This window comes from Mycobacterium hackensackense (assembly GCF_025822555.1).
In the GTDB taxonomy this organism is placed as follows: domain Bacteria; phylum Actinomycetota; class Actinomycetes; order Mycobacteriales; family Mycobacteriaceae; genus Mycobacterium; species Mycobacterium fluoranthenivorans.
This window is the reverse complement of sequence record NZ_JACKUC010000053.1, coordinates 188,394-213,300: the sequence shown is the minus strand read 5'-3', so window position 1 is coordinate 213,300 and position 24,907 is coordinate 188,394. Positions and strand designations below refer to the sequence as shown.

Annotated in this window: 38 protein-coding genes; 11 read left to right on the top strand and 27 right to left on the bottom strand. The window is 65.6% G+C overall.

Annotation, left to right across the window (positions count from 1 at the left end; translation table 11 throughout):
* Window positions 1-49 precede the first annotated feature (49 nt).
* The gene (locus H7J86_RS33040; protein ID WP_267296297.1) at window positions 50-916 is read right to left on the bottom strand and encodes a TrbJ/VirB5 family protein; all 867 of its coding nucleotides are present in this window, start codon (window positions 914-916) and stop codon (window positions 50-52) included.
* Window positions 917-1,207: 291 nt separating this feature from the next.
* Window positions 1,208-1,459, bottom strand: a complete 252-nt coding sequence (locus H7J86_RS33035) for a hypothetical protein (RefSeq protein ID WP_267296295.1) — start codon at window positions 1,457-1,459, stop codon at window positions 1,208-1,210.
* Between the two features lie 429 nt (window positions 1,460-1,888).
* On the opposite strand from H7J86_RS33035, the gene H7J86_RS33030 reads away from it, so the two are divergent.
* Window positions 1,889-2,215 (top strand): hypothetical protein, encoded by a 327-nt coding sequence (locus tag H7J86_RS33030; protein ID WP_267296293.1) that lies wholly within the window; start codon window positions 1,889-1,891, stop codon window positions 2,213-2,215.
* 11 nt (window positions 2,216-2,226) lie between these two features.
* Here H7J86_RS33030 and H7J86_RS33025 read toward each other — a convergent pair whose 3' ends face one another.
* The 4 genes from H7J86_RS33025 to H7J86_RS33010 form a co-directional block, all read right to left on the bottom strand.
* Complete coding sequence (locus H7J86_RS33025) at window positions 2,227-2,904, bottom strand: hypothetical protein (protein ID WP_267296291.1); 678 nt, start codon at window positions 2,902-2,904, stop codon at window positions 2,227-2,229.
* A gap of 106 nt (window positions 2,905-3,010) precedes the next feature.
* Window positions 3,011-3,826 carry an Imm63 family immunity protein gene (locus H7J86_RS33020; protein ID WP_267296289.1) on the bottom strand — a complete coding sequence of 272 codons (816 nt, stop codon included), beginning with the start codon at window positions 3,824-3,826 and terminating at the stop codon, window positions 3,011-3,013.
* Between the two features lie 168 nt (window positions 3,827-3,994).
* Complete coding sequence (locus H7J86_RS33015; RefSeq protein ID WP_267296287.1) at window positions 3,995-4,414, bottom strand: hypothetical protein; 420 nt, start codon at window positions 4,412-4,414, stop codon at window positions 3,995-3,997.
* Window positions 4,415-4,469: 55 nt separating this feature from the next.
* The gene (locus H7J86_RS33010) at window positions 4,470-4,670 is read right to left on the bottom strand and encodes a hypothetical protein (protein ID WP_267296285.1); all 201 of its coding nucleotides are present in this window, start codon (window positions 4,668-4,670) and stop codon (window positions 4,470-4,472) included.
* A 438-nt stretch (window positions 4,671-5,108) separates the two neighbouring features.
* Here H7J86_RS33010 and H7J86_RS33005 point away from each other — a divergent pair, with 438 nt between their 5' ends.
* On the top strand, window positions 5,109-6,020 hold the full coding sequence (locus H7J86_RS33005; protein ID WP_267296283.1) for an alpha/beta fold hydrolase: 912 nt from the start codon (window positions 5,109-5,111) through the stop codon (window positions 6,018-6,020).
* Window positions 6,021-6,047: 27 nt separating this feature from the next.
* Complete coding sequence (locus tag H7J86_RS33000) at window positions 6,048-6,215, top strand: hypothetical protein (RefSeq protein WP_267296281.1); 168 nt, start codon at window positions 6,048-6,050, stop codon at window positions 6,213-6,215.
* A gap of 542 nt (window positions 6,216-6,757) precedes the next feature.
* On the opposite strand, the gene H7J86_RS32995 is transcribed toward H7J86_RS33000, so the two are convergent.
* Window positions 6,758-7,630, bottom strand: coding sequence for a hypothetical protein (locus H7J86_RS32995; RefSeq protein WP_267296280.1), 873 nt, complete (start codon window positions 7,628-7,630; stop codon window positions 6,758-6,760).
* Between H7J86_RS32995 and H7J86_RS32990 the strand changes: the two genes are divergently transcribed.
* Both H7J86_RS32990 and H7J86_RS32985 read left to right on the top strand, forming a co-directional pair.
* Entirely contained in the window at window positions 7,629-7,853 is a 225-nt protein-coding gene (locus tag H7J86_RS32990) for a hypothetical protein (protein ID WP_267296278.1), read from the top strand. The genes H7J86_RS32995 and H7J86_RS32990 overlap by 2 nt on opposite strands.
* Window positions 7,854-7,891: 38 nt before the next feature.
* Complete coding sequence (locus tag H7J86_RS32985; RefSeq protein ID WP_267296276.1) at window positions 7,892-8,056, top strand: hypothetical protein; 165 nt, start codon at window positions 7,892-7,894, stop codon at window positions 8,054-8,056.
* Between the two features lie 461 nt (window positions 8,057-8,517).
* On the opposite strand, the gene H7J86_RS32980 is transcribed toward H7J86_RS32985, so the two are convergent.
* A complete protein-coding gene (locus H7J86_RS32980) occupies window positions 8,518-8,766 on the bottom strand; it encodes a winged helix DNA-binding protein (RefSeq protein WP_267296274.1) in 249 nt (82 codons plus the stop codon).
* A gap of 739 nt (window positions 8,767-9,505) precedes the next feature.
* On the opposite strand from H7J86_RS32980, the gene H7J86_RS32975 reads away from it, so the two are divergent.
* Complete coding sequence (locus H7J86_RS32975) at window positions 9,506-10,255, top strand: hypothetical protein (protein ID WP_267296272.1); 750 nt, start codon at window positions 9,506-9,508, stop codon at window positions 10,253-10,255.
* Between the two features lie 66 nt (window positions 10,256-10,321).
* Here H7J86_RS32975 and H7J86_RS32970 read toward each other — a convergent pair whose 3' ends face one another.
* The 3 genes from H7J86_RS32970 to H7J86_RS32960 all read right to left on the bottom strand — a co-directional run bounded on the left by H7J86_RS32970 (window position 10,322) and on the right by H7J86_RS32960 (window position 12,878).
* Entirely contained in the window at window positions 10,322-10,621 is a 300-nt protein-coding gene (locus H7J86_RS32970; protein ID WP_267296270.1) for a hypothetical protein, read from the bottom strand.
* 156 nt (window positions 10,622-10,777) lie between these two features.
* Complete coding sequence (locus H7J86_RS32965; RefSeq protein WP_267296268.1) at window positions 10,778-12,238, bottom strand: UvrD-helicase domain-containing protein; 1,461 nt, start codon at window positions 12,236-12,238, stop codon at window positions 10,778-10,780.
* A gap of 100 nt (window positions 12,239-12,338) precedes the next feature.
* Window positions 12,339-12,878 (bottom strand): Imm61 family immunity protein, encoded by a 540-nt coding sequence (locus H7J86_RS32960; RefSeq protein WP_267296266.1) that lies wholly within the window; start codon window positions 12,876-12,878, stop codon window positions 12,339-12,341.
* Between the two features lie 245 nt (window positions 12,879-13,123).
* Here H7J86_RS32960 and H7J86_RS32955 point away from each other — a divergent pair, with 245 nt between their 5' ends.
* A complete protein-coding gene (locus H7J86_RS32955) occupies window positions 13,124-13,405 on the top strand; it encodes a hypothetical protein (RefSeq protein WP_267296265.1) in 282 nt (93 codons plus the stop codon).
* 39 nt (window positions 13,406-13,444) lie between these two features.
* Here the strand turns inward: H7J86_RS32955 and H7J86_RS32950 are convergent, their stop codons facing one another.
* The 3 genes from H7J86_RS32950 to H7J86_RS32940 form a co-directional block, all read right to left on the bottom strand.
* Window positions 13,445-13,759, bottom strand: a complete 315-nt coding sequence (locus H7J86_RS32950; RefSeq protein WP_267296264.1) for a hypothetical protein — start codon at window positions 13,757-13,759, stop codon at window positions 13,445-13,447.
* A gap of 142 nt (window positions 13,760-13,901) precedes the next feature.
* On the bottom strand, window positions 13,902-14,183 hold the full coding sequence (locus H7J86_RS32945; protein WP_267296263.1) for a hypothetical protein: 282 nt from the start codon (window positions 14,181-14,183) through the stop codon (window positions 13,902-13,904).
* Window positions 14,176-14,427, bottom strand: a complete 252-nt coding sequence (locus H7J86_RS32940) for a hypothetical protein (RefSeq protein WP_267296261.1) — start codon at window positions 14,425-14,427, stop codon at window positions 14,176-14,178. Before H7J86_RS32940 ends, H7J86_RS32945 begins: the two co-directional genes overlap by 8 nt.
* Before the next feature lie 75 nt (window positions 14,428-14,502).
* On the opposite strand from H7J86_RS32940, the gene H7J86_RS32935 reads away from it, so the two are divergent.
* The gene (locus H7J86_RS32935) at window positions 14,503-15,390 is read left to right on the top strand and encodes a metallophosphoesterase (protein ID WP_267296259.1); all 888 of its coding nucleotides are present in this window, start codon (window positions 14,503-14,505) and stop codon (window positions 15,388-15,390) included.
* A 46-nt stretch (window positions 15,391-15,436) separates the two neighbouring features.
* On the opposite strand, the gene H7J86_RS32930 is transcribed toward H7J86_RS32935, so the two are convergent.
* The 10 genes from H7J86_RS32930 to H7J86_RS32885 form a co-directional block, all read right to left on the bottom strand.
* The gene (locus tag H7J86_RS32930; protein ID WP_267296257.1) at window positions 15,437-16,024 is read right to left on the bottom strand and encodes an exonuclease domain-containing protein; all 588 of its coding nucleotides are present in this window, start codon (window positions 16,022-16,024) and stop codon (window positions 15,437-15,439) included.
* Between the two features lie 199 nt (window positions 16,025-16,223).
* Window positions 16,224-16,376: a hypothetical protein gene (locus tag H7J86_RS32925; RefSeq protein ID WP_267296256.1), complete on the bottom strand. Its 153-nt coding sequence runs from the start codon at window positions 16,374-16,376 to the stop codon at window positions 16,224-16,226.
* Between the two features lie 91 nt (window positions 16,377-16,467).
* Entirely contained in the window at window positions 16,468-16,620 is a 153-nt protein-coding gene (locus H7J86_RS32920; RefSeq protein WP_267296255.1) for a hypothetical protein, read from the bottom strand.
* Window positions 16,621-17,116: 496 nt separating this feature from the next.
* Window positions 17,117-17,431, bottom strand: coding sequence for a hypothetical protein (locus H7J86_RS32915; protein WP_267296254.1), 315 nt, complete (start codon window positions 17,429-17,431; stop codon window positions 17,117-17,119).
* Window positions 17,432-17,511: 80 nt separating this feature from the next.
* The gene (locus tag H7J86_RS32910; protein WP_267296252.1) at window positions 17,512-17,679 is read right to left on the bottom strand and encodes a hypothetical protein; all 168 of its coding nucleotides are present in this window, start codon (window positions 17,677-17,679) and stop codon (window positions 17,512-17,514) included.
* Window positions 17,680-17,742: 63 nt separating this feature from the next.
* Window positions 17,743-18,060, bottom strand: a complete 318-nt coding sequence (locus H7J86_RS32905) for a hypothetical protein (protein WP_267296250.1) — start codon at window positions 18,058-18,060, stop codon at window positions 17,743-17,745.
* A gap of 142 nt (window positions 18,061-18,202) precedes the next feature.
* Entirely contained in the window at window positions 18,203-18,442 is a 240-nt protein-coding gene (locus H7J86_RS32900; protein WP_267296249.1) for a hypothetical protein, read from the bottom strand.
* Window positions 18,443-18,504: 62 nt separating this feature from the next.
* Window positions 18,505-18,714: a hypothetical protein gene (locus tag H7J86_RS32895; protein ID WP_267296247.1), complete on the bottom strand. Its 210-nt coding sequence runs from the start codon at window positions 18,712-18,714 to the stop codon at window positions 18,505-18,507.
* Window positions 18,715-19,187: 473 nt separating this feature from the next.
* Entirely contained in the window at window positions 19,188-19,562 is a 375-nt protein-coding gene (locus tag H7J86_RS32890) for a type II toxin-antitoxin system death-on-curing family toxin (RefSeq protein WP_267296245.1), read from the bottom strand.
* The gene (locus H7J86_RS32885) at window positions 19,559-19,702 is read right to left on the bottom strand and encodes a hypothetical protein (protein WP_267296243.1); all 144 of its coding nucleotides are present in this window, start codon (window positions 19,700-19,702) and stop codon (window positions 19,559-19,561) included. Before H7J86_RS32885 ends, H7J86_RS32890 begins: the two co-directional genes overlap by 4 nt.
* A 35-nt stretch (window positions 19,703-19,737) precedes the next feature.
* Between H7J86_RS32885 and H7J86_RS32880 the strand changes: the two genes are divergently transcribed.
* Entirely contained in the window at window positions 19,738-20,445 is a 708-nt protein-coding gene (locus tag H7J86_RS32880; protein ID WP_267296242.1) for a hypothetical protein, read from the top strand.
* A gap of 155 nt (window positions 20,446-20,600) precedes the next feature.
* On the opposite strand, the gene H7J86_RS32875 is transcribed toward H7J86_RS32880, so the two are convergent.
* Window positions 20,601-21,065, bottom strand: coding sequence for a hypothetical protein (locus H7J86_RS32875; protein ID WP_267296241.1), 465 nt, complete (start codon window positions 21,063-21,065; stop codon window positions 20,601-20,603).
* A 464-nt stretch (window positions 21,066-21,529) separates the two neighbouring features.
* Here H7J86_RS32875 and H7J86_RS32870 point away from each other — a divergent pair, with 464 nt between their 5' ends.
* A complete protein-coding gene (locus H7J86_RS32870) occupies window positions 21,530-22,612 on the top strand; it encodes a hypothetical protein (protein WP_267296239.1) in 1,083 nt (360 codons plus the stop codon).
* A 72-nt stretch (window positions 22,613-22,684) separates the two neighbouring features.
* Complete coding sequence (locus H7J86_RS32865) at window positions 22,685-22,885, top strand: hypothetical protein (protein ID WP_267296237.1); 201 nt, start codon at window positions 22,685-22,687, stop codon at window positions 22,883-22,885.
* A 401-nt stretch (window positions 22,886-23,286) separates the two neighbouring features.
* Here H7J86_RS32865 and H7J86_RS32860 read toward each other — a convergent pair whose 3' ends face one another.
* Together H7J86_RS32860 and H7J86_RS32855 are read right to left on the bottom strand one after the other, a co-directional pair.
* Entirely contained in the window at window positions 23,287-23,715 is a 429-nt protein-coding gene (locus tag H7J86_RS32860) for a DUF6283 family protein (protein WP_267296235.1), read from the bottom strand.
* Window positions 23,712-24,704, bottom strand: a complete 993-nt coding sequence (locus tag H7J86_RS32855; RefSeq protein ID WP_267296233.1) for a DNA cytosine methyltransferase — start codon at window positions 24,702-24,704, stop codon at window positions 23,712-23,714. Before H7J86_RS32855 ends, H7J86_RS32860 begins: the two co-directional genes overlap by 4 nt.
* Between the last annotated feature and the right edge of the window lie 203 nt (window positions 24,705-24,907).

Here is a 24,907-nt window from a genome sequence, read left to right as displayed (position 1 = left end):
TCCTCTGCCGCCCTTCGCCTTTAACCCCGTCCTGCGGTTGCCCGGAAGGTCACGCCGGGTGGACCGATCCCGGCGGCGACGGCCGGTCGTCAGGCACCCACACACCCGGCGAGATCTCCATGTAGCGGTTCATCCAGTAGGGCGGCAGCGGCTGCTCGGGCGTGGGGCTCCACAGCACCACGTCGTCGTGGCCCTGCTTTTCGATGGCGTCCCGCGTGAGCCCGTTCGGGAACTGCGATTCTGGAATGTAAGGCGGGTACTGGGGGGCGTCAGTACGTGGGGACTCCGCCGGCGCTGGCGGCAGCAGCGGCGGTAGCGACGGGTCGGTGGTCTGCGGGCTCAGCGGCGCAGGCTTCCACCCGGCCGCAGGCATGGTTGGCGTACCCGCCCCGGCTTTCTGCGCCGTCTCGTCGGGCGCCGCGCCACTCACAATGCCGCTGGCGACGACGCTGTGGCGCTCCTGAAAAGCCGACCTGGCAGACTGTATGCGCTCCTGGGCTTCGGCGACGAGCTCGTCTTTGGCTTGCCGCAGCTTCTGCTGGGGCCAGCTCTCGGTGACCGCGCGGTCACAGAGCTGGTCGTAGGCCGCGTGGTAGTCGCTGCTGATCTGGTTCATCTGCGACTTGGTGGCACCGATGTTCTCAGCCCCGGAGTCCAGCCATGCCGCTACGTTCAGATGCCGCGTCTCGTCAGCCGTCAGCGTCTGATGATGAGCCGTTAACTTGGTGGCCAACGCACCCCCCGCCAAGCCACGGAACTCAGGATCGGTGTATCCGGCGGCCGCCAGGGCCACCCCGCCCGCACCGGCGGCCTGCTCCGCCGCGCGGCGTTGCACCTGCGCTTCGCGCGCGTAGGCGGTTTCATCCTGCACCGGGAAGTGTTCGCCGATGATCAGCGTCGTCTCCGGCAGGTCCACCGGTTCGATTGCACCCATTTGTGTTGCCCCCTGACTACTGCCCCAACGTGCCTGTCACCAGACCTCCTCCAGATTAAAGCGGCGTCTCCGAGGGGGAGAGTTTGAGCGCGGTGTCGCGACGCTTTTCACCGGACGACCACTAGCGGCCCGCGGCTTCGATGTCCGCCTGACGGCATGGCCGGGCCGGTGACCTCGGGTCAGCCCGCACAGGGGAAGGTGCCGCCACGCCAGAGCCCGGCGTTCGCGGTGCCCGTGAGTGTCCGTTGCGCAGTCGGTAACCTTCGCCCACCGTCATTCGGGAACGTCGATGGTGACGCCCACCTCTCCTAACGCGTTCAAGATGAACTGCGTAAGGCGTTTGCCGCTGTAGTGATGCACGGGCCCGGTGATCGCGATGAACGGAACCCCTCCCAGGCTCGACGCGGCGATCGGACCCACAGTCACCGGGGGACTCAGGGTGGGCCCTGGAGTGAGGGCGGTCTCACCGGTGTCACCCGGGCTGGGCATCACCTGCCGCGAGGCGTCAGGTGGCGGTGCGTTCATACGGCGCAGTTTAATGACCGACGAACCCGGCAGGCATTCCGCCGCGTGTCGCAAGGCAGTTTTTCGCCGACGCAAGCACCACTCACGGGTCGCCCAGGAGTCACCGTGCACGGCTCGCCAGACTCCGCAATCTCCGAAGCGCGTACACCTGCGCCGCGACCTCGCCGACACGAGCAGATCAGCCGCCGGTTGCGACGCGGGCACCGCAGCCGGCGCCTTGGCACAGCAACGCCTCCTGAATCACGGAGCGACGGCCGTGACGCGATAACCCCATCACCGCAACCTTCGAGAATCCGTCGCTGCGGACCAGTAGTCGGGTCACACACCCTCTGACCACACCCGACAGTACGGACGTATTGCCAGCAGATCCGCGACGCGCTTCCTCCGCAAACCCACGGGACCTTAAACAGGGCTTTATACTTCTGCTCTATGGCCCGGGAGAAAAAGCCGACCGCCGACCAGATCCCCGTTCTCGAGGACCTCCGTCGCGCGGCCGCATTACGCAATGAGGCCTACCGCCATTACCTGTCGGTCTTTCACCGGGCGCTCGAAGCGGGCGTCGGCCCCAGCGTCATCGCCCGCTACGCAAGCATCAGCCCCCAGGCGGCGAACAGCACCAGAAATCGACTTGAGGCCACTGGCGACGACACCGACGCCCCCGCAACAGTCGACGACGTGCTCAACCGTGCCGGCTTCCCATCCCGCACAGGAAAGGAACACCGCTCGGCGCGAGGACGGCGAAAAACCGCCAGCTGAGACGGCCGCTCTCACCAACTGGCGAGGCCGGCTTGCATCAAACACTCCGCATCAGACAGATACGCGGCCCTAAGGTCACTCGGTAGATCCATCCACCGCCGCCCGTGCCGATGCGCCAACACCGCTCCAATTGCCGCGGCCGTGCGGTCGCGCCCGATGGTTTGAGCCGCAGGCGGTGCCGACGAGGGAACTGGCGGCAGCGGCGACCGCGGCGGCGCGACGGGCTCGCCGGTTTGAGCCGCGAAACGTCGCGACCACAGAATCCGCGCGGACTCCGACACCGACACCGCGATCGTCACCCAGGCATCCCACTCCTCGGGGTCGGCCTCCTCGATATGAGACGACGGATAGACGGCCGTATCGCGCCAATGGGGATGCCTGGCATTCAGGTAGGACATGAACCACTCCATGGAGCGATCGAATTCGAACACCTCGGCTTCCAGCGCCGGCGATACGGTCTCACCGAGATCTGGGTCCACCCAGTACCGGGTCATGCCCTGCTCGATCAGCGCATCGGCATCAGCGAGATATTCCACCTGCACCTCACCGGGAAGCGACGCCCAACGGCTCCCGTGACTGGCCGCCAACTGTGCGGCAATCGATGCCCGTAGGTCCTCGCGAGTCGACAGCGACTGTCGCGTCGCGCGGCTCTCGGCACCGTCAATTGACGTGGCGTCGTCGGTCAACATCGTCCCCCATAGCGGTCTCGGTCTGTGGTGGCGTGGAACATACCCCCGTAGCCGCACCCCGGCCGGGACAAACGCGTCACGCGACCGCTTTTCGCAAACACTCCCCTCAAGACGGGTTGAGGAAGTACTGCTCGATACGCGCCCTCGTCCGTTCTCCCCAGTCAGTCGACAAGGCCGACATGAGGTTGTGCCAACGCCCCAGCCAGAGCGCGTGCACGGCGGAAGGATTGCCCTCTTGAAACGCGGGCGCAGCGGTCGCCCAGTCGCGGGCGAGGCCGGCGGCTAGATCATCGACGATCCAATACACCAGCTCGTATCGGTTATCGGTGGTCTGCGGCGGCATGCCTGCAGGCCCATAGTAGGTCGCGCAGTCTCCGCTCAACACGTATCCCGGAGCCTGCTCCGCATCGCGGATGAGGTCTGGAATCACCTCGGGCACTGCTGCAGCAACGGCAGCCAGCTTCGACACCCACACTTCGAGGTCGCCCTCGACCTCGACATAGCCCATCGGCGACGCAGCCTCCGGTAGATCCGCCGCCTCACTGGAACTTGACGTCGCGGTGACGGCCCCGGCCTCGGTCCCAATTCCAGCCTCAGCCTCGGGCGCCGGCGGCTCAGACCCCTCCGCGGCGGTGACGTCGTCGATATAGGCCTCCCCCACCGCACCGATGTACGGGCTCGACAGGTCGTTGACCTCGTCCGGATTCAGGACGTAGGCCAGATGAACCCGAAGCTGGCTGACGCCCTGCAGGGATTCACTCCCGCCGGCCACTGCCACCGCGCGAACCCACAAGAACGGACCGTGCTCGTCGAAGTCCACCGTCAGCGAGGCATCGTCCGGATGCGCATCCAAGGGAATGTGAAACCGCACCGGCCAGTCGAGCTCGACGATCCAGACCTGCCAGCCGTTGGGATCGGGCACCCGGCGCGTAAGTGTCCCCAGCACCGGGAGCTGGGCCGCCAACTCCGCCGGCCCTTCGTGCAACGCACTGACCGCGATTCTCACCATGGCCGTAACGTAGCAAGCTCGCCGCCGTTGCGACGTTCGCTGATGACTCGTGCCGGCCTGCACTCCGCCACCGGGGGCCGGCTACACCGGGAAGTCATGGATCGGCACGACATCGGGGGCACCCAGACCCACCAGTTCCGAGGGTAACCACGCGTCTCGGTGCCCCCTCGCCAGGCGCCCGTTGTTCAGATGAAATCGGCCCGTCGCAGGGTCGAACACGGCTGGCGATAGGTACCAGGTGACACCGTCGGGCGTACCGAACCCACGAAGATACGACGTCGAACTGTGGCCCGTATCCGCATCGACCGAAGTGACCTTGGTGGCCCAATCCACTGAAACCAGAGCGTAGAGCCGCTCGGGGGCATAGTCCGCAGGGCGTACCTCGTATCCCTCGACGAGGGCGTCAACCACCGTCCCCGGCTGCGGGTGCCTGGGGAACGAATGCACGTACCCCACCAGGATCAGTGACTCACCCTGGTTCGTACTGGCCTCATAAATCATTGCTTACTCCCCAATCTGCGTGTGGCCTGTCATGACCGATCCGGCCCGCCCCGGGTCAGCCCAGCTGCACGGGTCGCCCCAGCGCGCTGAGCAGCGCGCCGACCGCGGCGGATAATTCCGCGGCCTCACGCGCCCCTGCGGTCTGCACGTCAACGGGATCGGCAGCCTTTTCGTAGGCCACGTGGAGGCTGGCGAGATCATCGAGCCGACAGTCGATCTCGCGTCCAAAGGGCACTGGGCCACTGATCTGAGCCATGCGCCACCAATCCTTTACATCATCTGCGATGCCTACCAGTAGACGGTCGCCCCGCCCGAGCCGCCAGTGCCCCCGGCGTGGGGCGGCTGCACCATATCCACGCCCGGTACCCATCGAGCGCGCGCGACACGTCTACTACGCCAGAACTTCTCACCACCCGTGCCACCTCCTTACAGCGGGTTGCATCGGGGACGTCACTGCCCGCCCTGGCCGCAGCCGCCGCACACCAGTGCCGGGGCCACCTACACAACTCCAGATTCCGCGGGCGGCCGCACGATCGATCGACCCCAACAAACTGGTGCGACACGCACCCACCTCAGGCACTAGGTCTGCACCCAGTGCCACGCTCGCCATTGAGGTACCAAAGCACCGCCGTTCCTCGAATCCACACGGATCCTCTCGGCGGGGCGCCCGATCTCCTTCGCAAGGGGGTAGCACATGAATAGCCCTGTCCTGCAACGGATTCGCACAGCCGACGGAACGGCGCTGGCCTACCGCCAGATCGGGCCGCTCACTGCTCCCCTCACCGTTGTGTTCTCGCACGGCTTCTGTTTGACGATGGACGCGTGGTTACCGCAGGCGCGTCACTTGAGTGCCGCCCTCGGCGACACCGCGAGATTGGTGCTCTATGACCACCGAGGGCACGGCCACTCCGATACCCCCTCTGACTACGCGACTTACACACTCGCGCAACTCGGCGACGATCTCGCGTCGATCATTACCGCGCTGAGCCCCGACCGGCCCGTTGTGCTCGTCGGACATTCCATGGGCGGGATGGCCGCGCTCTCATTCGCAGCCCGCCACCCCGACATGGTCAGCCAGATCGCCGGCATCGGCCTCATCTCCACCGCGGCAGGGCGACTGGACACCTGCGGCCTGGGCCGCGCACTGGCCACGCCGGCAGTACCTCTCATGCAGTACTGCACACGCCTGGCACCCGGCATCGCCAGTCGCATGTGGTCCCTTGCCCGCAACACCGTCGCCCCCCTGATGGGTGTTCCCGTCACGGCCAACCAGACACTGCACGCCAACCAAGCATGTTGCCGCATGATCAGTCGCACCCCCATCACCACCATCGCTGCACTGCTGACCACTTTCCGCACACACGACGAGACAGCCGCACTCCCGAGCCTGGCACACCTGCCGGCATTCGTGGCTTGCGGCAGCGACGACAAGATCACACCACTTCAGCATTCGCTCTACCTTGCCGCGGCGCTCCCCGGTGCCGAATTCCTGCAAGTGCCGGGCGCGGGACACATGCTCGAACTCGAACGCCCACAACAGGTCAACGCCGGCCTGCTACGGCTCGTAGCCCGCGCTCAACACAATCGCGTTATGGCCCACGCCTAACCACGCAACAGATAGAGGTCCCCCCAGATGTACACCGAAGACATGGATTTGGAACAGGCACACCAGTGGAGTGCTCAACTCCACCGTCAGCTCGACGATCCCGCACCTCAACCCGTCTCGCGACGACAGCAGATTACCCAGGACCTCGAAGACGTCACCGAACGCATTGCCTACCTCACCTCACCCCACCACTAAGGCGCGCACTCGGCACCCTAGGGATCGCCGATAGCATCCACCGCAGCGTTGAAGTACGCGTCACTCGCATTGTCAGCACACTGCCAGTAGACGCACCCGGAACGGGCACCCATCACGTGGTCGTAAACATTGCCTGCGGCAACGGCTTTGGCGATGCTCTCCGCGTTCGGGTAGTGAACGCGTTCCACAACGCCAAGCCGTTCCAGCGCTAGGAGCTGCGGTCGAAGTTGCGGTCCCTGCGGCCCGGGCGTCTCCCAGCACCAGGCTGGACAGTGTGCGTAAACTCCACCAGCGCGACCTGACCAGTTCGGGCACACCGGACCGCGCGGACTGTTGCAGTAGCGGCCGCCATCAGCGACGCGCACGATGATCTCAGGCGTCGGTAAAGGGTCCTCGGAGGCTTGAAGGACCGACACAATCAACGTGCGCAGCGCGACCGAGCGCGCGGCCGGCCTACCCACCGCGTCCCTCCAACCCACCACCGCCACCAACAGACTCCCTCGCTTCGCGTCCCCCACAGCAACGTTGCAGCACGACAGTCCTTACGCCTTGGCCTCGTACCCCAAAACCGTTCGGCAACCGGGGCATAGCGTCTTGATCCGACTGAATTGAGGCCCAGTGGATAGCGAACCCTCGCCTCCGCACCGCTCACATATCGTGGCTGATCGGCGTTCAGCTTCGGCAATCAAGGCGTCGAACTCTGCACGCACCGCGTCATTTTCGGTGTGTGCGTAGTACCGCAGGGTCCCGAATTTCTCCTTGGCCTGATGCAGCACATAGTCAGGATCCAGCGCCGCCAATCCGGCGTCGAGGGCCGCTAGCAACGGATACCAACCTGCATCGCAGGACAACCATCGGCCCCATCGTTCTGGAATGCGCAACAGAATGGCAATGAGCGCCTCGCGGTAGGGCCCGGCGTCACACGGTACGTGCAGACTGTCGCGGACCTGCTCGAGATCCAGGTTGAGTTGGGCCAGCTGTCGGGTGTAGGCAGTCACGCCGTCGTCATCGATCGTCCCGGCCAGGACCCCGCGCATGAGGTCATCCAGCGCGGTCCGAGCCGCCACCCAGCGAGCCTGTTCAAGGTCAGTCAGCGCGTCGACCTCGTCCCCATCGCCATTCATCGCAATCGACCCTCCTCCCGCCAGCGGTGACCAGCGCCCACGGCCATCACGTCGCGCTCTCGACCCTAAGTCGGCCATGCTGATGTCCTGCGGATCGACGCCAATCGACGCCTGCAAACTTGAAGCCAGTGTTCCGGAGCGCACGCCACCGACTGTCTTTCGCGAACATTCCTGCTCCCCAAAAGTGTCGCTCGCCACGCGCCCCGGGTAACCGGCCAACAATTCCTCTGCGCGTACCGCGTAGACCGCGACGGCGGGACCTTCGATCAACATCGGGACGACGGGGACCATGCAGACACCATCGGACAAGCTCGCCGAGGCTCGTTCCTCGCTTCATCTCGCCGTCGCCGCATTAGATGATCCCGACTATCGACGCCAACACGCTCACCACGCATCGACCCTCGCGGCCGATGTCGTGTTGTCAAGCGATTCGAGTCCCGAGCAGAAGCGCACAGCTGCCCTGTATCTGGACCAGGCCCTGGCGCTGAAATCCCCTACACCGCAGGAGCACTGAGCGATGGTCTCCATTATCTCGCGCCGACGGAGTGTCTGATGGCCTTGGTCTTGAGCGCAGCCTGCGATCAGTGCGGATTCCAAGCGGAGTGGACGGCCGCGGTGCGCCACGGGAACGTCGACGTCGACGGAAACCCCGTCGACGATGGGTGGTCCTGTGACCTCGACGGCGAGTTCTGTCCTGCCTGCGTGGCTACCCGATGACGTACGCCAAGTGCTGCTGGCGGTGCGGACGCTGGGGCACCCGCCAATTCAACCGGTCCAGTTTCAATGACGGCGGGCAAGGCCGCGAGTGGGAATGCGCCAACGACCGCGCGTGCCGCCGGCGCGCTGACAATGCCGCCCCTCGACCCTTGCCAGACCAAGATCAATCAAAACCACCCCCAGCGAAGCGGCGTGGACGACGAATGACGCCGGTTCGCTGACCACGTAGTCGTCTCGCCTGCCGCAGGCGTAGCCTCGAATATCGTTGCTGGACAGAGGCTTACCGTGTCGCCGTGTTCCGTTTCAGACTGGGATGGTGGAGCAGTAATCGCAGTCGAGGCAGACCTGAACGACCAGGTGCGGTCCGGGTCGCTCGACGCGGGGCGCGTCGAAGGGGTTGGCGATGTCGAGATCACCACAGTCATCGCCACCGCATTGCGGGCAGATCATCCACCCCCCGATCACGACTCTCGATCAGCGATGTGATCGCGGCCAGCCTGTGTCAAGTGATACAGATAGGCGGTCGACGCGGGGCGGTGCCGCCGCTCGATCAAGCCCTTGCGACATAGCGCCGCCAGCAGCGGCGACACATCATTGGCATCGTGGCCGCCGACGTCCATCGGACGAAACCACTCATCGGGATCAAAGCCAGCGCGTTGAACCTGGCCGAGCATCCATGCCTGGTTGGCCGTCAGTTTGAGATCGCCCATTGCCTCCCCGCTTCATCAATCACTGTGCGATCGCAGACGGCCTAGACACGGCAGTCACCCGCGACCAACGATTCGGCCGTGCTCATCGACCTGGACTTCGACGCCGTTGTAGTCGAAGTGTCGAAACCGGGCCTCCCGATAGGTGTAGGTCCCACGGTCAACCGGCGGGTCCGACACGTCGACCGTGTGATAAGGGACCTTGTGCGCACGCCCGTAGACACACGGACCCAAATCCGAGTGCGTCCACGGACACGAGATCACCGACATGGATTTGCCTCCTTCGGTCGGCCACGCCGCAAGTTGTGCTGCTATGACTGTTCGTCTTCTGCCTCTAGCCCCGGGCTCATCACGGCGCCGAGGCCCCGACTGGCCTGTATCGCAATCGAGGTCTTTCCCATGGTGGCGGCCCCGGGCGCCGCCGTCGGCTATGTCGGGCGTGTCGGCACGACTTTGTGCCCAACGCGCGGGGCCTTCAGCTACACACACGCACGACGTGGCGTTACTCCAGGACGGCACCCCAGCCGTTTAACCTCGATGAGCAGGTGAGAATGTCGATGAGTCGGTTGGGGGTGACGCTGTGACGGGCGGGGACGCTGCGGGGGGTGCTTTCGATGGTGCCGACTTCGCCGGAGATGACGTCGACGCACCGGAAACCGCACCTATTCCGCTGCCACCGGCATCACCATTCACGCCGTTCTCATGGACCGCTGCCTCCTCGACGACACCCCAGCCCGAAAGCGTGCCGTCCGTCAACTCCGAGTGGGACTCCCAGGTCAGCCGGCCGCCAGCGGAGACGATCGGGGCGACTCATCCGCAGCCCCCGGAGTCGGGCTACGACCAGCCACCGACCCGCCGGGAGGACCGCTTCACCAGGCAGGCATCCCCGTTTACCCCGGCCCGTCCGTCGGGGAGCCGGCGCACTCGCCTCGCCCTGGCGATCGCAGCCGTTGTGGTGATTACAGGAGCGATCGTCACGGTGGTCGTCAGCACCACCGACGGCGGCGACGAGGACGACCGGGGCGGCACTGCCAGCACCAGCAGTGGACCCCGCCAGCGTGATGACGCAGCGGAGACCAAACTGCGCGCCCTGCTGCCGCCCGGTTACGAGCCCTCAGCGTGCACAGCGGTCGATCCCGAAGGCAACGCGACGGCCACGATCCGATGCGCTGCCAACACCGACCCCGGCGGACCACAGTCGGCAACCTTCTCACTGTTCGGCGACGCTGTCGCCCTGCGCACCGCGTTCACCGAAACGGCGGCTGCCAATTCCGTGGTTGTGTGCCCGGGCAACATTCAGAGCCCAGGCCCGTGGCGCCGAAACAGCGCACCCCAGCAATCAGCCGGGGATCTGCTGTGCGCCCTAAACACGTCCCACACGCCGATCATCGCCTGGACCAGCACGCGGGACCTCCTGCTGGCCGAGATAACAGGCGAACTGCCGACAACCTCACTCGGCGGTCTCTACTCCTGGTGGACGACTCACTCCTGAACCTGGCAGATCATTGCTCGGCCGACACTGCCCACTGCGTCGGGTTCATCAAGGGTCGAACAGTGACTAGAAGTCGAAGACGTGCATGTCGGATTTGCGCGTGACGTTGATGACCTCCACAGGCCTTTCGCAGCCTTGGGGTCGCGGCAAGGCGTAGCGGGCGTCGCCCTTCAGCTCCCACATGTTCTTCGCGGTCGACAGAAACGTCTTATCGAGGCTGAGCATGGCGTGGCCACCGTCTTCATCCACGTCGATTACATCCCCGGCCGCCTCCAGCTCGGCGAGGACAGTGTCCATGGGTATGGTCCCGTCGAGGTGGTAACGACCGACGGCGTACCAGTGCATGTCATCCGCGGTCAGTGCCACGATGACTCTCCCCCCAGATCGGATTCGCTTGTGGTGTGTTTGCCGAAGCTTCTCAAGGGCGGCGCACCCCGGCATATCGTTTGGTTCAACGGCGCTCCGCAACATCGCTTTACGCGCATCAAGCTGCGGTAGCAGCGATTCGCCGGAGCCGGCTCACTAGCTCGCAAGTGGGCCGCTGACGCCGGTTCGCCTGCATGGTCGGGTGTACTTGTCGATCCACGCCAGTCCGGTCCGGTCCAGCTGACGGCGCGCGCGCGTCACCGCGACGTAGCCGAGCATCGCGTCGTTCTTGGGGATCTCACCGCGGCCGATGGGTTCGGCGAAGTCGGTGGCGATCGACACCGAGTCCCATTCGCGGCCCTTGGACTTGTGCGCGGTACTCACGGTTGTGTCACAACGCTTCTCGTCGACCAGTGAATCCACGGCTGCGATGATGTTGTCCGCCCCGTGTGCGTCGATCAGATCCACGAACGGTTTGAGGTCCCGGCCGGCGTCGTCCCCTTCAACGTATTCCTGCAAAGCGGCCCATGTTGGGAACACGTACAACTCAGGGTGGCTGGTCCTGCGCCCGGCCTGCAACTCCTGGGCGGCCTCAGCGAGCCGCTTGATCTCCGTGCCACCGCCAGCCAGGGCGACCTTCTGCCCCTGGGCAAGCAACGACAGAACGTTGCGTACCGCTTCGGCGTTGGTGCGGCACAGGATCGCCGAGGGTCGGTTCAGCGCGCCGATGTGCGATCGGATCGCCGGGTTGCCCAGCAACCGCAAGGGTGTGTCGATCTGCTGTAACCATCGGTTGGCTTCATCGGCGATGACGTGCCCGAACCTCCACGACCGCGATAAGTAGAGCACTTCATCGGCGTCCCAGCTACCCAACGCATCACAGGCACCGCGCCACTCGTACATCGACTGGTTGCTATCACCCACTGCGATGCGCTGGGCGTGGACTTGCTGGTGTACCAGCTGCGCGACAACGGGATTGGAGTCCTGCGCTTCATCGAGCATCACCACGTCAACGGGCAGCAAGGGGCGCGTGAGGGCCCACATCTTCAGGTAGTGGTCGTGTTGAAACTTCAGCGCACCATCCGCGTCGTTGACGTCGGCCCACGCGCGGCGCGCGTACGGCACCACGGCGGCCGCCAAAGCTGCGTGCGCAGACCCGAACACACCGTGTTGGTGCGGGACGTGTTCGGTGGTGATGTCGTCCTCGGCGGAGTAGCAGAATCGCGTCACCGTCTCCACGGCGATGCGAGCCATCTGCACCGGCGAGATCGTCAGCTGTGGGCCCAGATCGAGAAACGTCGTTCTCAGGATCTCGGCGCGCCGTGAGGGAAGTTCACGCGGGCCGTTGAGTCGGTGTGCGAACCGTTTGCCCACTGCCGCGAACGCCAGGGAATGCGCTGTGCGGCAGGTGACATGGGTGGGGAAGCTGCGTCCGGCCTCCTGCGCGATCGACCGGTTGTATGCGATGTAGAGCGACCGGTCGCTGCGGGCCCGGGCGACCATTTTCAACGTGCTGGTCTTACCCGTTCCTGCGCCGGCCTGAATGACGAGGTTGGCACCGCGGCGGGCGGCCTCGACGATCTGCAGCTGCTCGGCAGTGGGTTTCAGTTCGGGCATGACGGGACTGTACGAGCGCCAGCCGACGAGAAGATGGATCGCCGCGATTGACCGCCGCATTTCTCGCTACCGCGGCGGGTTCATGCCGCGTGGCGATTGTTCAGCGGGTGTACCGGCTCTCTGCGAGCAGGGGCCGACCACCCGGATCCAGAAAGGACGCCTTCACCGACGCGAGGTCCCAACGCAGCAGATGCGATAACGGCACCAGCTTGACTAATCCTTCGACACCGGCGCGGGCGCCGGCCAATGGACCGTGGCCGCTGCGCACCAGGGTCAGCGATCCTGGCCGCGACGTGATCAGCTCGAACCCATCGGCGAGCTGGTCAGCTGACCAGGGCAACTCGAGAAAGGGCAGCGCGAGCGTGTCGCGGACGTCGTCACCGAACACCCCCATCAGGAATGTCTCGAGCACCGGTATCGTCGCCGCGTAGAGCACGACCTCATCGGTGTCGGTCGCGCTGGGCAGGTACTCCGTCAGCCGAAGGCGATCGCGGCGCCACTCGATCAGATACCGCGTCCCCTCCCCAGACGCCGGGACAAGTCGCGTCGAGGCGGCGTCGACCTCACTTTTGTAGCCCGCTACCTTCGCCCACTCCAGGCATTCGTGGCCCAGCTGCGGCGGTGTGAGCTGTCCGCTCATGAGTGGCACATTGCGCCGCCGTGCATCGACGTGCCGAGCGCCTTAAACACACGTCGTACGCTACTGGCCGCTGGCCGTCGGTCGGTGTCTGCCCTACCCGCCGGCGTCCCGACTCAGCCTGCGGTCGCCTAGGCGATGGTGCCGCTCACCGGCCGTTCTTCAAGAGCGCGCCGATCGAGGTCGGCGACTGATCTCGGGGACGTCGCACAAAGCCGAGCGATGTCGAGGCGGTAGGTTGCGGCCTTGTGGACGATGATGACACCCCTGCTGTTCTGCTGCCGGTGACGACCGAACGGGTTGATCCGTGGGAGCCCGCGGAGAACGGTGGCCGGTTCCGCTATTTCCAGAGCACACCGCGCGGCGAAGACGCGACCGTGCGGCTGGCCGGCTTCCAGCGCGCCGATGGCACCCTCTATGACCTCGCGATCAACGTCGATGCTGAGGAGCCGTTGGGCTTGGCAGCCGCCGAGCAGCTGATCAAGGACCTGGGCGCGGCACTGGAGGATCTGCGGCGCCTGTCGCGCTAACCCGAGCGCCATCCGGGTGTGAGGCCTTGCAGGCGCGGGTCAGTCCTGGGCGACATCGGCCGGCCCGCGTGCAGCCATGCCGGCGCGCGGCGCGGTTGGCTCGGGAATGAGGTGTCCGTTGGGACCGACGCCGTACCCGTCCGGTGGCGAAAGAGGCAGAGGCACGACAGTTCCGCCCGTGTCGTTCGCGTATTGGTGGGCTTCGGCGTCCTCGGTGGCGGTGAAGACGCGGATCGCCTGGGGGCGGCCCGGAACCTTCACCATCATGGTGAAGTCGGATACCTGCGCGTTGCCGTTCCGCTTCCGCGGCTTCTGCACGACGTGGTGCGGGGTCGATTCTGCGGGCTCGCTCACGTAGCCATTGTCCTGCTGGGCACCGACATCCACTCAGTAGGGAAACACCGGCAAACACCTGCGTGCTGGTCGGCCGGTCGGGTGTTGCGCGACTTCGAGCTCACGGCCAGATCGACGAGGCTGGGATGTGCCGACATTGCAATCAGCACCGGTGGATGCTGTAGCTGTGGTGGGTGCCCTCGGCTTCCACCACGAGCAACCGCGGCCCGTCGACGGTGGCCTGTCCGCCGCGGCCGGTGACGACGTCTGCAAGCCGGTCCAAATGGCGCTGCGCGTCCCGTTCCGTGTAGTGCGCCGTCAGCGGCTCACCGGGGCCTGCGGGGTCGCCGTGGCCGGGATGGCGGCGCACTTCGAACCTGTCGCTGTAGCCGACGCTCTCGCCGAGATCCGGCGGATCGTTTCCGGGGCCCAAGATGTCACCCACCGCACCGCTCCGCATGGGCCTCGTTGACGGGCAGCTCGGAGGGCAGGCGCAGGTGTCGGTCGTCGGTCATGACGATCACACCGCGCCGAATCAGCGTCCGGACGCCGGCGTCCGCGGAGCTGCGGGAGAAGCCTCGGCCAGCCAGCTCCCTCAGGACGGTGCCCAACGGCACACCGCGGACCCCGAGCAGGTCCACGATCGCGGTCTGTGCATCGTCGGCGACGGTACCGGTCGCTGCTGTCATCGTCGTTCCCTCCGAGTCGGTCGGCACGCTCAAGTACCGACAAGCGCATCGTGCACCGGCCGTTCCCGCCCGCGTGTGAAGGTCACCGTGTCGGAGCCGCTTTCTTTTGCCAGCGATCGGAATGTCGGCCAGGTCCGCCCGGGGACTCGACGGGAATCGACGCAAAACGGGTTGCTCACCACCGTCGTCGTGCAACACCGTGGTCGGATGCCACCTAACTCGTTGCTATCGCCCGAACCGTCGGCAGTAGTACTTGCCGGCGACTGGGACGCCAATACCGGCCGCGCATGCGAGGTCCTCCGCCTGGCCAGCAGCCGGGGCATCCGTGTGGTCCTGCAACTCGGCGACTTCGGCTTCGCGACCGAGAACGGCTGGGGTGAAGCGTTTCTCGACGCCGTGTCACGAAGATGTGTTCAAGAAGACGTCGATCTCTTCTTCCTCGACGGCAATCACGAGGACTTCCCCGAGCTGCTCCGCCTCCCGATCGACCGCGAGACCGGCCTCCGGCAGGTCGCTCGACGGGTCTATCACTTACCGAGGACGCTACGGTGGGTGTGGCACGGAGCGACCTGGATGGCGCTCGGCGGCGCCCATTCGATCGATCGGCGCGACCGCCGCGAAGGGGTCTCGTGGTGGCCCGACGAGCATTTGACCGACGCCGACGTTGCGCGAGCGGTGGGCGCGGGTCCCGTTGACGCGATCATCGCGCACGACGCGCCCGATGGCGTTGACATCCCTGGGCTGTGGCCTGCTGACTCCGTCCCCGCGTCCGAGGCAGCCGCCGCGCAGCGGCACCGTCAGCAGGTCGGTCATGTCGTCGAGCAGACGCAGCCGGCGGTGTTGTTCCACGGCCACTACCACGTGCGCTATACCGCTGTGCGCGGGCACACGAAGGTGGTCGGCCTCGCCGACGACAGCGCCCCCCTTCGGGACCACTGCAGCATTCTGGATCTGACGCGCTGACCAGATGCCGGCTACGACAACACACGGGACAGTGCCACGTCGATCGTTATGCGCAAGCCGGATACCGCTGTTGAGGTAACGGCAACGTCGAGGGGTGGCGGATAGGCAACTTCGTCCGCCGCGCAGCGGCGCAACTGATTGCCGACGGCAGGATTGCAGCCAAGACTCGGGCGTCGTCGAGCGCATCGTGGGGACGGGCCTGCGGGACGTTCCAATGGGCGGCCAGCGAAGCGAGGCTGAGGCTGTCGAGTCCGAGGCCGAGGAGACCAGCGAGTTCGAGGCTGCATAGCACCTCGGTGACGGGCAACGTGGCACCGCAGCGGTGGCTTTCGGCGGCCAGGAACCCGTAGTCGAAGGCGACGTTGTGGGCGACTAGGGTGCGGCCGCTCATCAACGACGCGAGCTGGGCGGCAACGTCAGCGTATCGAGGCTGACCAGCCAGCATGGCGGCAGTCAGACCGTGCACATGGGTCGGGCCCGGGTCGACGCCGGGATCGAGCAGCGTGTACATCGAATGTTCGACGACGCAGGTTGGACTGAGCGTCAGGGCGGCCACACTGAGCATTCGGGCGGTGGCTGGGTCAAAGCCCGAAGTCTCGACGTCGATGACAACGAAGCCCCGGTTGGTGTTCATGCCGCCAGCATCGTCCTGGCTACCGACAAATGGGACAACGTGCCTCGTCGGCGTGCTTAGCCCCGAAAGCGCGCCCACTCACGACGAACTAGCGCCTGCTCACTTCGGGAACCGAGTGATCTTGGCGCCGAGGGCCAGGCGCCCGGCGAGAGCACCGACTAAAGCTCACCTGGTCCGGGACCGGAACCCCAGATGGCCTTTAGTAAACGGTCGCCACTTCGTTGTCGTGGTGGACCGCGATGATGCTGATCTCGTCGGCGTCGGACAGTTCCGGATGGTTTTGCACGACGTGGGCGGCAGCTACGGCGTTGGCACGCTCGTCTTCGGAGTCGATGTAGATTTCAATCCGCATGATGTCAGCTTTCTTTGATGGGTCGACTGATCCTTTTGGGGGCCATTCCATTTCACGGCGGGCGGGGCGGGTGTCGTCACGCTTGTTGTGATCAGCAGTTGTCCCAATTGTCGACGACACGACGCGAAGCGGCTATCAGGTCCCGCAGGGCGTCGCTGATGTCGGCGTGCCCGCCATCTTGCACACGTTCGGCGTGTTCCAAGGCGGCGTCCAGGTCATGGACGGCATCCGATAGAGCACTCATGGTTCCTCCCGCTTTCCCTGCCAGCCAATGGTTTTACGACAACTCTGTTCGGATGTAGGCGGCGACGGCCAGGAGCCGACGTCGGTGTAGTCGGTGTCGTCGAGATCCCATGCCTGCCCATCGATATCGAGCACCCAGTCGTGTCGACACGATGGGCATCGGAAGGCAATAAGGATGAGCGCGAGACGACGCGTATTGGCCTGCGGCCCAGACGCATCGAAGGAGGACACTGCCGGATCCGGATCGGATTCGTCCCACTCCCACACTCGGCCGGTGCTCGTCACCGGCAGGGACGTGCTCCCGCACTGTGTGCACCGATGCACCGATCGTGCAGTTCGCCCACATAGTCTGATGCCCTTCGACGGCGACCACGTGCCCCAATCGACAGGCATTCCGTCCCAGCGCGGCGGGAGGTCGTGGGTGCGCGGCCACAGTTCGAAACCGAGCTGCTCACCAGTCATCTCGCTACCTTGGTGTCGCTGTTGGATCGCGGTCGTCACGGCCGGGTCAAGCAGTAGCCCAGAGATTCGGCCCATTGCCGCAGCAGGACAACCGCACCGTCCTCGGTATGGTGCGGACCGGTGTAGGCACCGGTGTAGACCTTCGTGGAGTAGTTGCCGCCGACAGCGATGAGCACCACGGCGTCGGCATGATCGGTGGGATGGACCGTGGCGACGTTGGCGTGCGATCCCACGGCGATCTCACCGCCGGCGGTCAACCGATCCTGGACCCCAGTGACGAATTCCTCGGCATGCGTGCCGATCTCGGCCAAACCATCGTTGCGGATGACCACCACTGTATTGAAACCCATGAGGCTCCGTTCCTCTCAGTGCGTTAGAGTCGGACTCAGTGCGCCGGTGTCTCTTGGCGCAAACTCGATGGCGAGGACGTTCAGTCGCCGAGGACGTCGATGGCGTCGATCACGGCACGCAGGCCGCGCCTCAAGGCCCGGCGCTCGCCTGCGAGCATCGTCTCCAACAGCTCGTCTACGCCATCCTCGTCCTCGGCTAGGGCCGCTTCCACGACGTTCAGTTCCACGAACTTGTTCTCGTAGGCCATCGTCAACGATCCATCCGGAATCGTCTGTCCTGCAGGGAATTAGAAATGGCCATGGTGTTCACTTCAGCCGCCGTGGGTGTATGACGCCTCGACTTCGTCGACGCGCGCGGAGAATCCCTGTTGACGGGCCAGGCGTGCGACGACGTTCCACACGCTCTCGGCTTCATCGAAGCGCTTTCCGGTCAGTACGTAGCCGATGTCCTCGACCGTCCTGCAGAGACCGAGCACACTATTCATGCCCACGCTGTTTTCGTACTCGTAGTACAGGGCCCAGGACCGGATGGCCGCTTGGTCGCCCATAGCGATCGCGTCGTGCAGAGTCCCGTCAGGCCGTGGTGGCGGCAGTCCCACTCCGACCGGTGTGCTGCGTGTCATCGTCATCATGAGCCTCCTAGAAACGCCGACGATCTCTTTGGCGTTTCACATGGTGTTGCATCACGCGCCGATAGGGACGCAGCCGGTACGTGTCGTAGGCGATTTTCTGTCGCGCCTCGTCAGATAGCGCGACGGTCGGCGGCCTTGCTCAGTGCGGAGGAACGGGCGGCTCGTCGCGTCGCGGCCGTCCGCGGGGCTTGGGGTCGGGCCAATAGGGTTCGACAACCGCCAAGACCTGTTCCGGTTCGGCGCGCAAGGCGGTGAGGCAGGCGACGACGAAGGCCTGCAGTTCGAGGCCACGGCCCGCGAGTGTGTGTCGAGCGTCGCCCTTGAGGCCGGGGGGGACGCGAACGGTCATCGCCGGGTCTTTGTGCTGGCTGCCGCTCATCTGCCCCATCGTAGATTTATGGCTTGCCACTAACAAGTGGCCATCGCCGGCGATGCCTGCTCTCAGTCATCGACCTGATACACATAGCGTCCCGGATCGCGCTCGCTCCACCAGCCCACCTTGAAACCGTGATCAGCCACCAGGCACGCAGCGGCCGGCCCGAGCACCCGCTCTGCCCGCCCTTCAATGCGCGCAAGCAGAGAGCCGTCGGGCATCCGAGTCAACAACCAGACGTTCCCGCTCTCGTTCACCAGTTCGGCCACCGTGACCATCAGCTGGGCCCGACCTGTTCACGGCTGGGACAGGCGGCGGCCGGGCCGGGGGCGCGGGAGCCCGCCATCGGGGTGGAACCCGTTGATGATTCCTGTCTCTGCGGTGCACAGCGCCGACGGTGCTCGGCGCCGATCGCCGATTCCGTTGCGCGTCGGCGACGGACAACAGCTGTAGCGCCCAGCGTGATCGCCGATATCGGCAAAGCCGTAGCGGTCAGCGGCCCTCCATGTCGAACATGCCACGCCATCAGAGTCGCCGAAATGCCGATGGCCACCGCCAACGCCACGCCGGCCCACCACGGTCGCTGCGCGCCAATCACGTTCCTGCCCCCTGCGTTGATCGCGCCAACCCGGCGCGCCATGGCAGGATCGCGCACCCCAGCACTGCTGGCTGGAATCGACACATGAAAGGGGCAGCTTTTCCAGCGGACACGTGGCGATCGCCGATCGGCCCGGGCGGGCCACCTCGCTGGTTAGACGCTCCAGGCTCGCAGCTGGGCAGCGATGGCCGCAACGTCGGAAACCTGGCCGGCAGCCACGGCCACCACGAAAGAGAATCGATCCTCGATCGTGGCCTTCACGTGTATTCCGTTCAAGGCGAGGAAAGTTCGGCATGCGGTCCAACACAACCGCTTGTTGCCGTCGGCGAGAGGGTGATTCTTCGCCAGCGAATGCATGAGGGCCGCGGCCTTGCCATACAGGTCGGGGTAGGCGTCGGCGCCGAACACCGTTGCGTGGGGACGTCCCAGTGCAGACTCGAGAAGATCGTCGTCACGCACCGTGTACGCATCGCCGACCGCACGGAGCGCGACCTGGTGCAGGTCGTCGAAGTCGAGATACTCGATCACGTGTCCTTCAAGAGGCGCAGGACCTCCTTTTCCTCGGCCATCACTCGATCCAGAGCGGCAGTTACCGCCGCTACATGCTGCGGGTCGCGGCCCGCGTGGTCGGCGTCGGCTTCGTCGTCGCGATCACGCGTCGGCACCATCTAGCGATGATATTCAGGTAGGAAAGGAGACACGTGTGAACGCGATCGCACTTCGCACCTTTCTCAGCAACCCCCAGCATTACTTTCCCCGCAGCTGTGGCCTGAGCACGATCGAGCTGGGCGTTCCTCGGGTGCACTACGAGAGCGTGGACAGTGTCTGCACGGTGTCGAGCTGCTTGGACTGGCGTGCCGACATCTGCATGTCGGCTCTCGACGCGCGCGGCCAGGCCCCCGATGTCGTGGTCGGCAGCGTCGAGTTCCTCGTCCTGCGGCTGGGTTATGAGCCGGTCGGGGATGTCCTGCCGCACTTTGGCGAGCGTGCGGGCGACTTCGCCGTGCTGTTCACCGACTCCTGGCTCGGCGCAGATCTCGACGAGAACGACGACTTCACCGCCGGGATGCCGATCAGCGTGGCCCTGTTGGTTCTGGGCGCGCAGGTGGCGATCGCTGATCCCGATCTGCGGGCGTGGGCCCTTGCCGAGGTCATTCATACGATGTTGCCGACCAGCGCGGGTGTGGTGCTGATGCCGGCCGATCCGCACCAGAGACGAGCCAGTGCCACCACCCCGCGGGCCCTGGCCTCCGTTGCCCCGCCGGATCCGGATTGGTCGCGGATCGGCTGCTCGCGCGTGCCCGGATACCCGTCGTTCTTCGGCCGGTCGACTGCCTACACCTACCTCGACGATGCGCGTGCAGCACTCGCCGGGTGTCGCGACAGAACCGTCGAGGTGCCGATCGTCTGACGGCGTTCGGCCGGGCAAGCTGGCGGGCCTTCACACAGCATGGGTCAGCGACCAGGCTAGATCTTCCAGCGGTGAAATGCGGGGCCGAGGGTGTGGCCGCCGCTGCGAAGGACGCGAATCGACGCCCCGTCACCTTACGGCAAATCCTCCCCGACTCATGAACCTGGTCGCAGTTCAATGCCCGCGGTCCGCAGTCCTGGGTAGTTGATCGCTGCACGTCGGCAAAGGCCGGTATCGCCTACGAGTAGATGGATCAGGAGATGCTTGCGCCGCAGGGCAGCGACGAGCGCGTCGACGAGCTCCTGCCGAAAATGGTCATGGGGTCCCGAGAGGCTAGCCGCTCTGGTTATCGCCAAACCCGAACCCTCCGGGAGCTTTTCGATCAGGCCCCATACCCTCGAGGAGGTATGACCGATGTAGGGGCCGATGAGTTCTTCGAGAGTGACTTCGGTGTCCGCGACTGTGTTTGAGCGTGTTGTGGCCGATAGCGCCTGGCGGTAGCTCATGCCGGTGCGGCTTTGCATCTCGCGAGCTGCGGCCTTGGCCGCGTTGTTCCGGCGTTCTGGCATCTTTTCTGTTCTCCCGTCGAAAGTCCCGACCAACGTCACGTTGGGCGCCACGCACGCCCGTTGGCCGACCGTCGAATGGAAGGAATCTGTCGCATCGCCCGAGGGGCGTTGCCCTAGAGGAACTCTCGGCGTGGTCGAGGTGACTAGGGAGCCGCTGCGAGAGCAGGCTCTGTCAAGAATAGCAGGCACACACATTGCCGGTGCGGCGCAAAGCACTGCATGCGGCCAGCGTGTTGGGTACCGCGCAGTGGACCCCGATACGCTCCCGCGAGGAGGTCGGCCATCTCGCGTATGCCGGATATACCGGATGAACGCTAGCCTCCGATCAGGTCTTCGACGAAAAGCACCGGTCGTTGCGGGATAGATGTGTCGGGGAAGTAGCGGGCGACGACGGCCCACACTGCGGCCAGGTGGTAACACTGAGGTAGTCGATCAGGAATTCGAGGTCTCCCCCGATCAGAGGTCGCGCGCGGGCGTCGCCCCAGCGAACCCCGCGAGCTGCAGTGCATTGCAGAATGGAGAGCGACCTGGAGGGGGACACGATGGGCAAACGCGGAGCAGTGCCGTGGGCGGCGACCAGCATGCCCGACATCCGCCGCCAGTGGTGTCGGGCCATCGACGCGGTCGCGGACTACTCCTGGGACGCCCTCGACGCCGAGTTGCCCCCTCAGGCACCAGCGCAGCTCATCGCGATGAGCAGACGCATCGTCCAGATGAAGGCGAAGATCGCATCGGTTTCCGAGGTTCTTAAAGTGGAGGCCGCAGCTATCCGGAGCGCGACGCTGTACTGGGTGTCGCGCGACGCCGTCGACACGGTGATGCACGCCGCGGAGACCCTGCCCGAGTGGACACCCGCCATCGCCGCCCCGGCGCCGTCCGGGTTCCTGTGCTGGGCGAAGTCCGCGGGCACCACGACGTGGGCCACCCCGTCGGTGGAGCACGTCGAGGCCTCACTCAGATCCGGCAGCGCCTACTCCCCTACGCCGCTCACTGCAGCTGCCAACACCACCGAGCTACCGTGGGACGGCATCGTGTGGTGGACCCGCCCGGACGGTCTCATGCAACTCCTGCCATGCAGCCGCGACACTTCGGCGGCCACCATGCTCAACCGGGTCGGCGTGTCATCGCCGGTTTGGGGCAGCCACACGGTCATGCTCAATCCGGCCGTACCGCGCACCGCCGAGGTACAGAAGGCTGCCGGGTCGCACCGATTCGTGAGCGGCCTCGGCGCCGCCTGGCTTCTCATGGGCCAGGAAAACGTCACCGAAACCCGCACCATCGGTCAGTCCACGCCGCCAGCACCACCGCCCGACAGCGACACCGCCGATCAGGAAGCATCACCGCCGCCAACCTCGGCGGTCACCATTGTCGAGCTTCTCCGACGCCGCTCAACTGCCCGCCGCTCGGCCGGCACCGGCAAGCAACTCGACCACCGCATCTCGGTCGAGGGCTATTGGCGCCAACAGCCATGCGGACCGCGCAACAGTCAACGCCGGCCCAAGTACATCGACGACTACGAAAAGGGCCCCGCAAACGCCCCGCTCATCGCCAAAGAACGCGTCCACGTCTTGCGCAACCGACCCTCAACCGGCCTGTAGCGGTGACGCCAGTAAACGCACGTCAGCTCCCCCCCGAAGAGCTCCAACACGCGGGTTGAGAGGGAATCGACTGTGACGAACGACTTTCGGGATGCCGTTGCTGCGGCCACGGCCGGGACGCCCTACGCCGTCACCGACCGCCAGATCACCCTCAACTGGCGTGGCGTCGTGCGTCCCGTCGAGATCTGCTACGAGGGGCTGTCGCCGCGGTGTAGCGGACACAGGTCACGGCCGTCCTTCGTCGAGGTCCATCCCCGAGCCACCAGTTCTTGAAGTCCCTTATCCACGTCGGAGGTGAATGCGGCCTTGCAGCCAAGGACGTCGCATTCGAACAACAGCCACTCGCCAGCTGCGTCCTCGCTCGACGCGTCGGCGCAATGGCCGCTTGGACGACGATCCGGTACGAGAGCCCCGCGTCTAGCTAGCTCCTTCTCTACCAGGGCCTTCCGCTCTTGCGCCTCTGCTTCGGTTAGGACTCGTGAGCCGCCGGGCATGCCGTGGAACCCCCAATTGCCCGATCCTGCGGCGTGCCTGAGCCGCATATCCTCGTCGTCGGTCGTCATCGTGATGCACTCCTTTCCTGCTGTGGCCCCAGCGCAGTGGTGCCCTGTGCGCATCATTACACCCTTCGTGGGGCGCGCTCGAACCCTAGGAGTCAAGGCGCCGAGTTTCTCCTATTGCACGTCGGGTCGCCGGCGGACGATCGCGTCGATCACCGCGCTCGCGCGCCGGCCGGGCGCGGCAAGGTCCCGCACACCGTGATGGGCCGCTGCTGCCCCGCTTTCGAACAGGGGCACCGGACTGACGTAGTCCATCGCTGCCCGCACCACCTCGGGCGGCAGGTCGCGGCGCGCACCGGCCAGTCGCAAGGCCAGTAGCTGATCTCCATGACAGCCCGCCCATCCGGCGCATAGACGGTTTTGGGCGGTGTTCGGTGGATTCTGGTGGCACAGAAACATTTCGGGGGGCTGATCGGCGGTGTCCCGGTCGTAGGCGGCAAGTTTGGCGTACTCGCTGGCGGCCCACACTCCCGAGGGGGCGTCGCGGCGATAGGGGCAGGACCGACATGGCCGCGGCGCGGGGCCGCGCACGTCGCGGTTCACGCCGCGGCCCGACGATCGGCCAACGCCTGTGCGACTCGCTGGCCCAACCATCGTGCGACGGGCACCGGCACCGCGTTGCCGATCTGGCGCTTGACTTGCTTGGCAGTGCCGAGGAACTGGTAGTCGTCGGAGAATCCCTGGGCGCGTGCGCATTCACGGTTGGTGAGCATCCGGTGGTACACGCCGGTGGAGGTCACGGTAGCCAGGCCATGGTGGTTGCCCCCGGCGGTGATGGTGGCCAGTGGGTGCTGGTCGGCGCGGCGCGGTCGGGCGTTGCGTCGGTACATCACCAGGTGCGGGACATCGTTATCGGTGATCTGGTCGATCTGCGGGGAGACGTACAAGCGGCGGGTGAGCCGGGCGCCGGGATTGGATTCCAAGATGGCAGCTGCCGGCACGGACTCGCGCAGAGGGGGCGTGAGGTCGACAGCGCCATCGCAGGTGAAGACGCCGAACCAGCGGCGTCGCCGTTGGGGTGCGCCGAAGTCGGCGGCGTCGAGGACCGCGGTTTGGGCGCGGTATCCCAACGCCCGCATGCCGTCGAGCCACCATTGGTAGAGAACCCAGTCGGCGAACTCGGGGACGTTCTCGACGATGACCGCTTCGTAGGCGTGCGCTTCGGCTGCGGCGATGACTGCAAACGCGGTGGCGCGGTCGAGAGCGCCTGCGTCGTTGCGGTTCATCTCCTGGTCGACAGGCAGTTTTTTTCGCCCGCCGGCGGGGGTGTGCCACACGCATGACGGCGAGGCCCACAACAGGGTGGTACGGGGGAATCGTCGCATGTCGGCGTCGTGGAGGTTGGCCAGGTGGTGCTCGGTGTCGGGATGGTTGAGGCGGTGGGTGTCGACGGCGGTTTCCCAGTGGTTGGCGCAGGCATCGATGCGGTAGCCGGCCTGGCGCAGTCCTTCAGAGGATCCGCCTGCGCCGGAGAAGAAGTCGGTAACCGTGAGTCCCAGCGTCCGTGCGGGACTGTCGATGAGCGCGTACATGTCGACCTTCCGTCATTAAGTGGCTTGCCACTTAATGTAGCCGGCGATGCGCCAGATCGCCAAGCCCTGCCAGTCGGAGATTTCAAGCCTGTGTGCGACGCCCGCCCAGTCAGCACCCGCGATCGAGGCGGCCGGACGGATTCGGCAGGTCGAACAGCCTGTCCGGGCCGCGAGCAGTCATGGACTATTCACGCCTCGTCGAC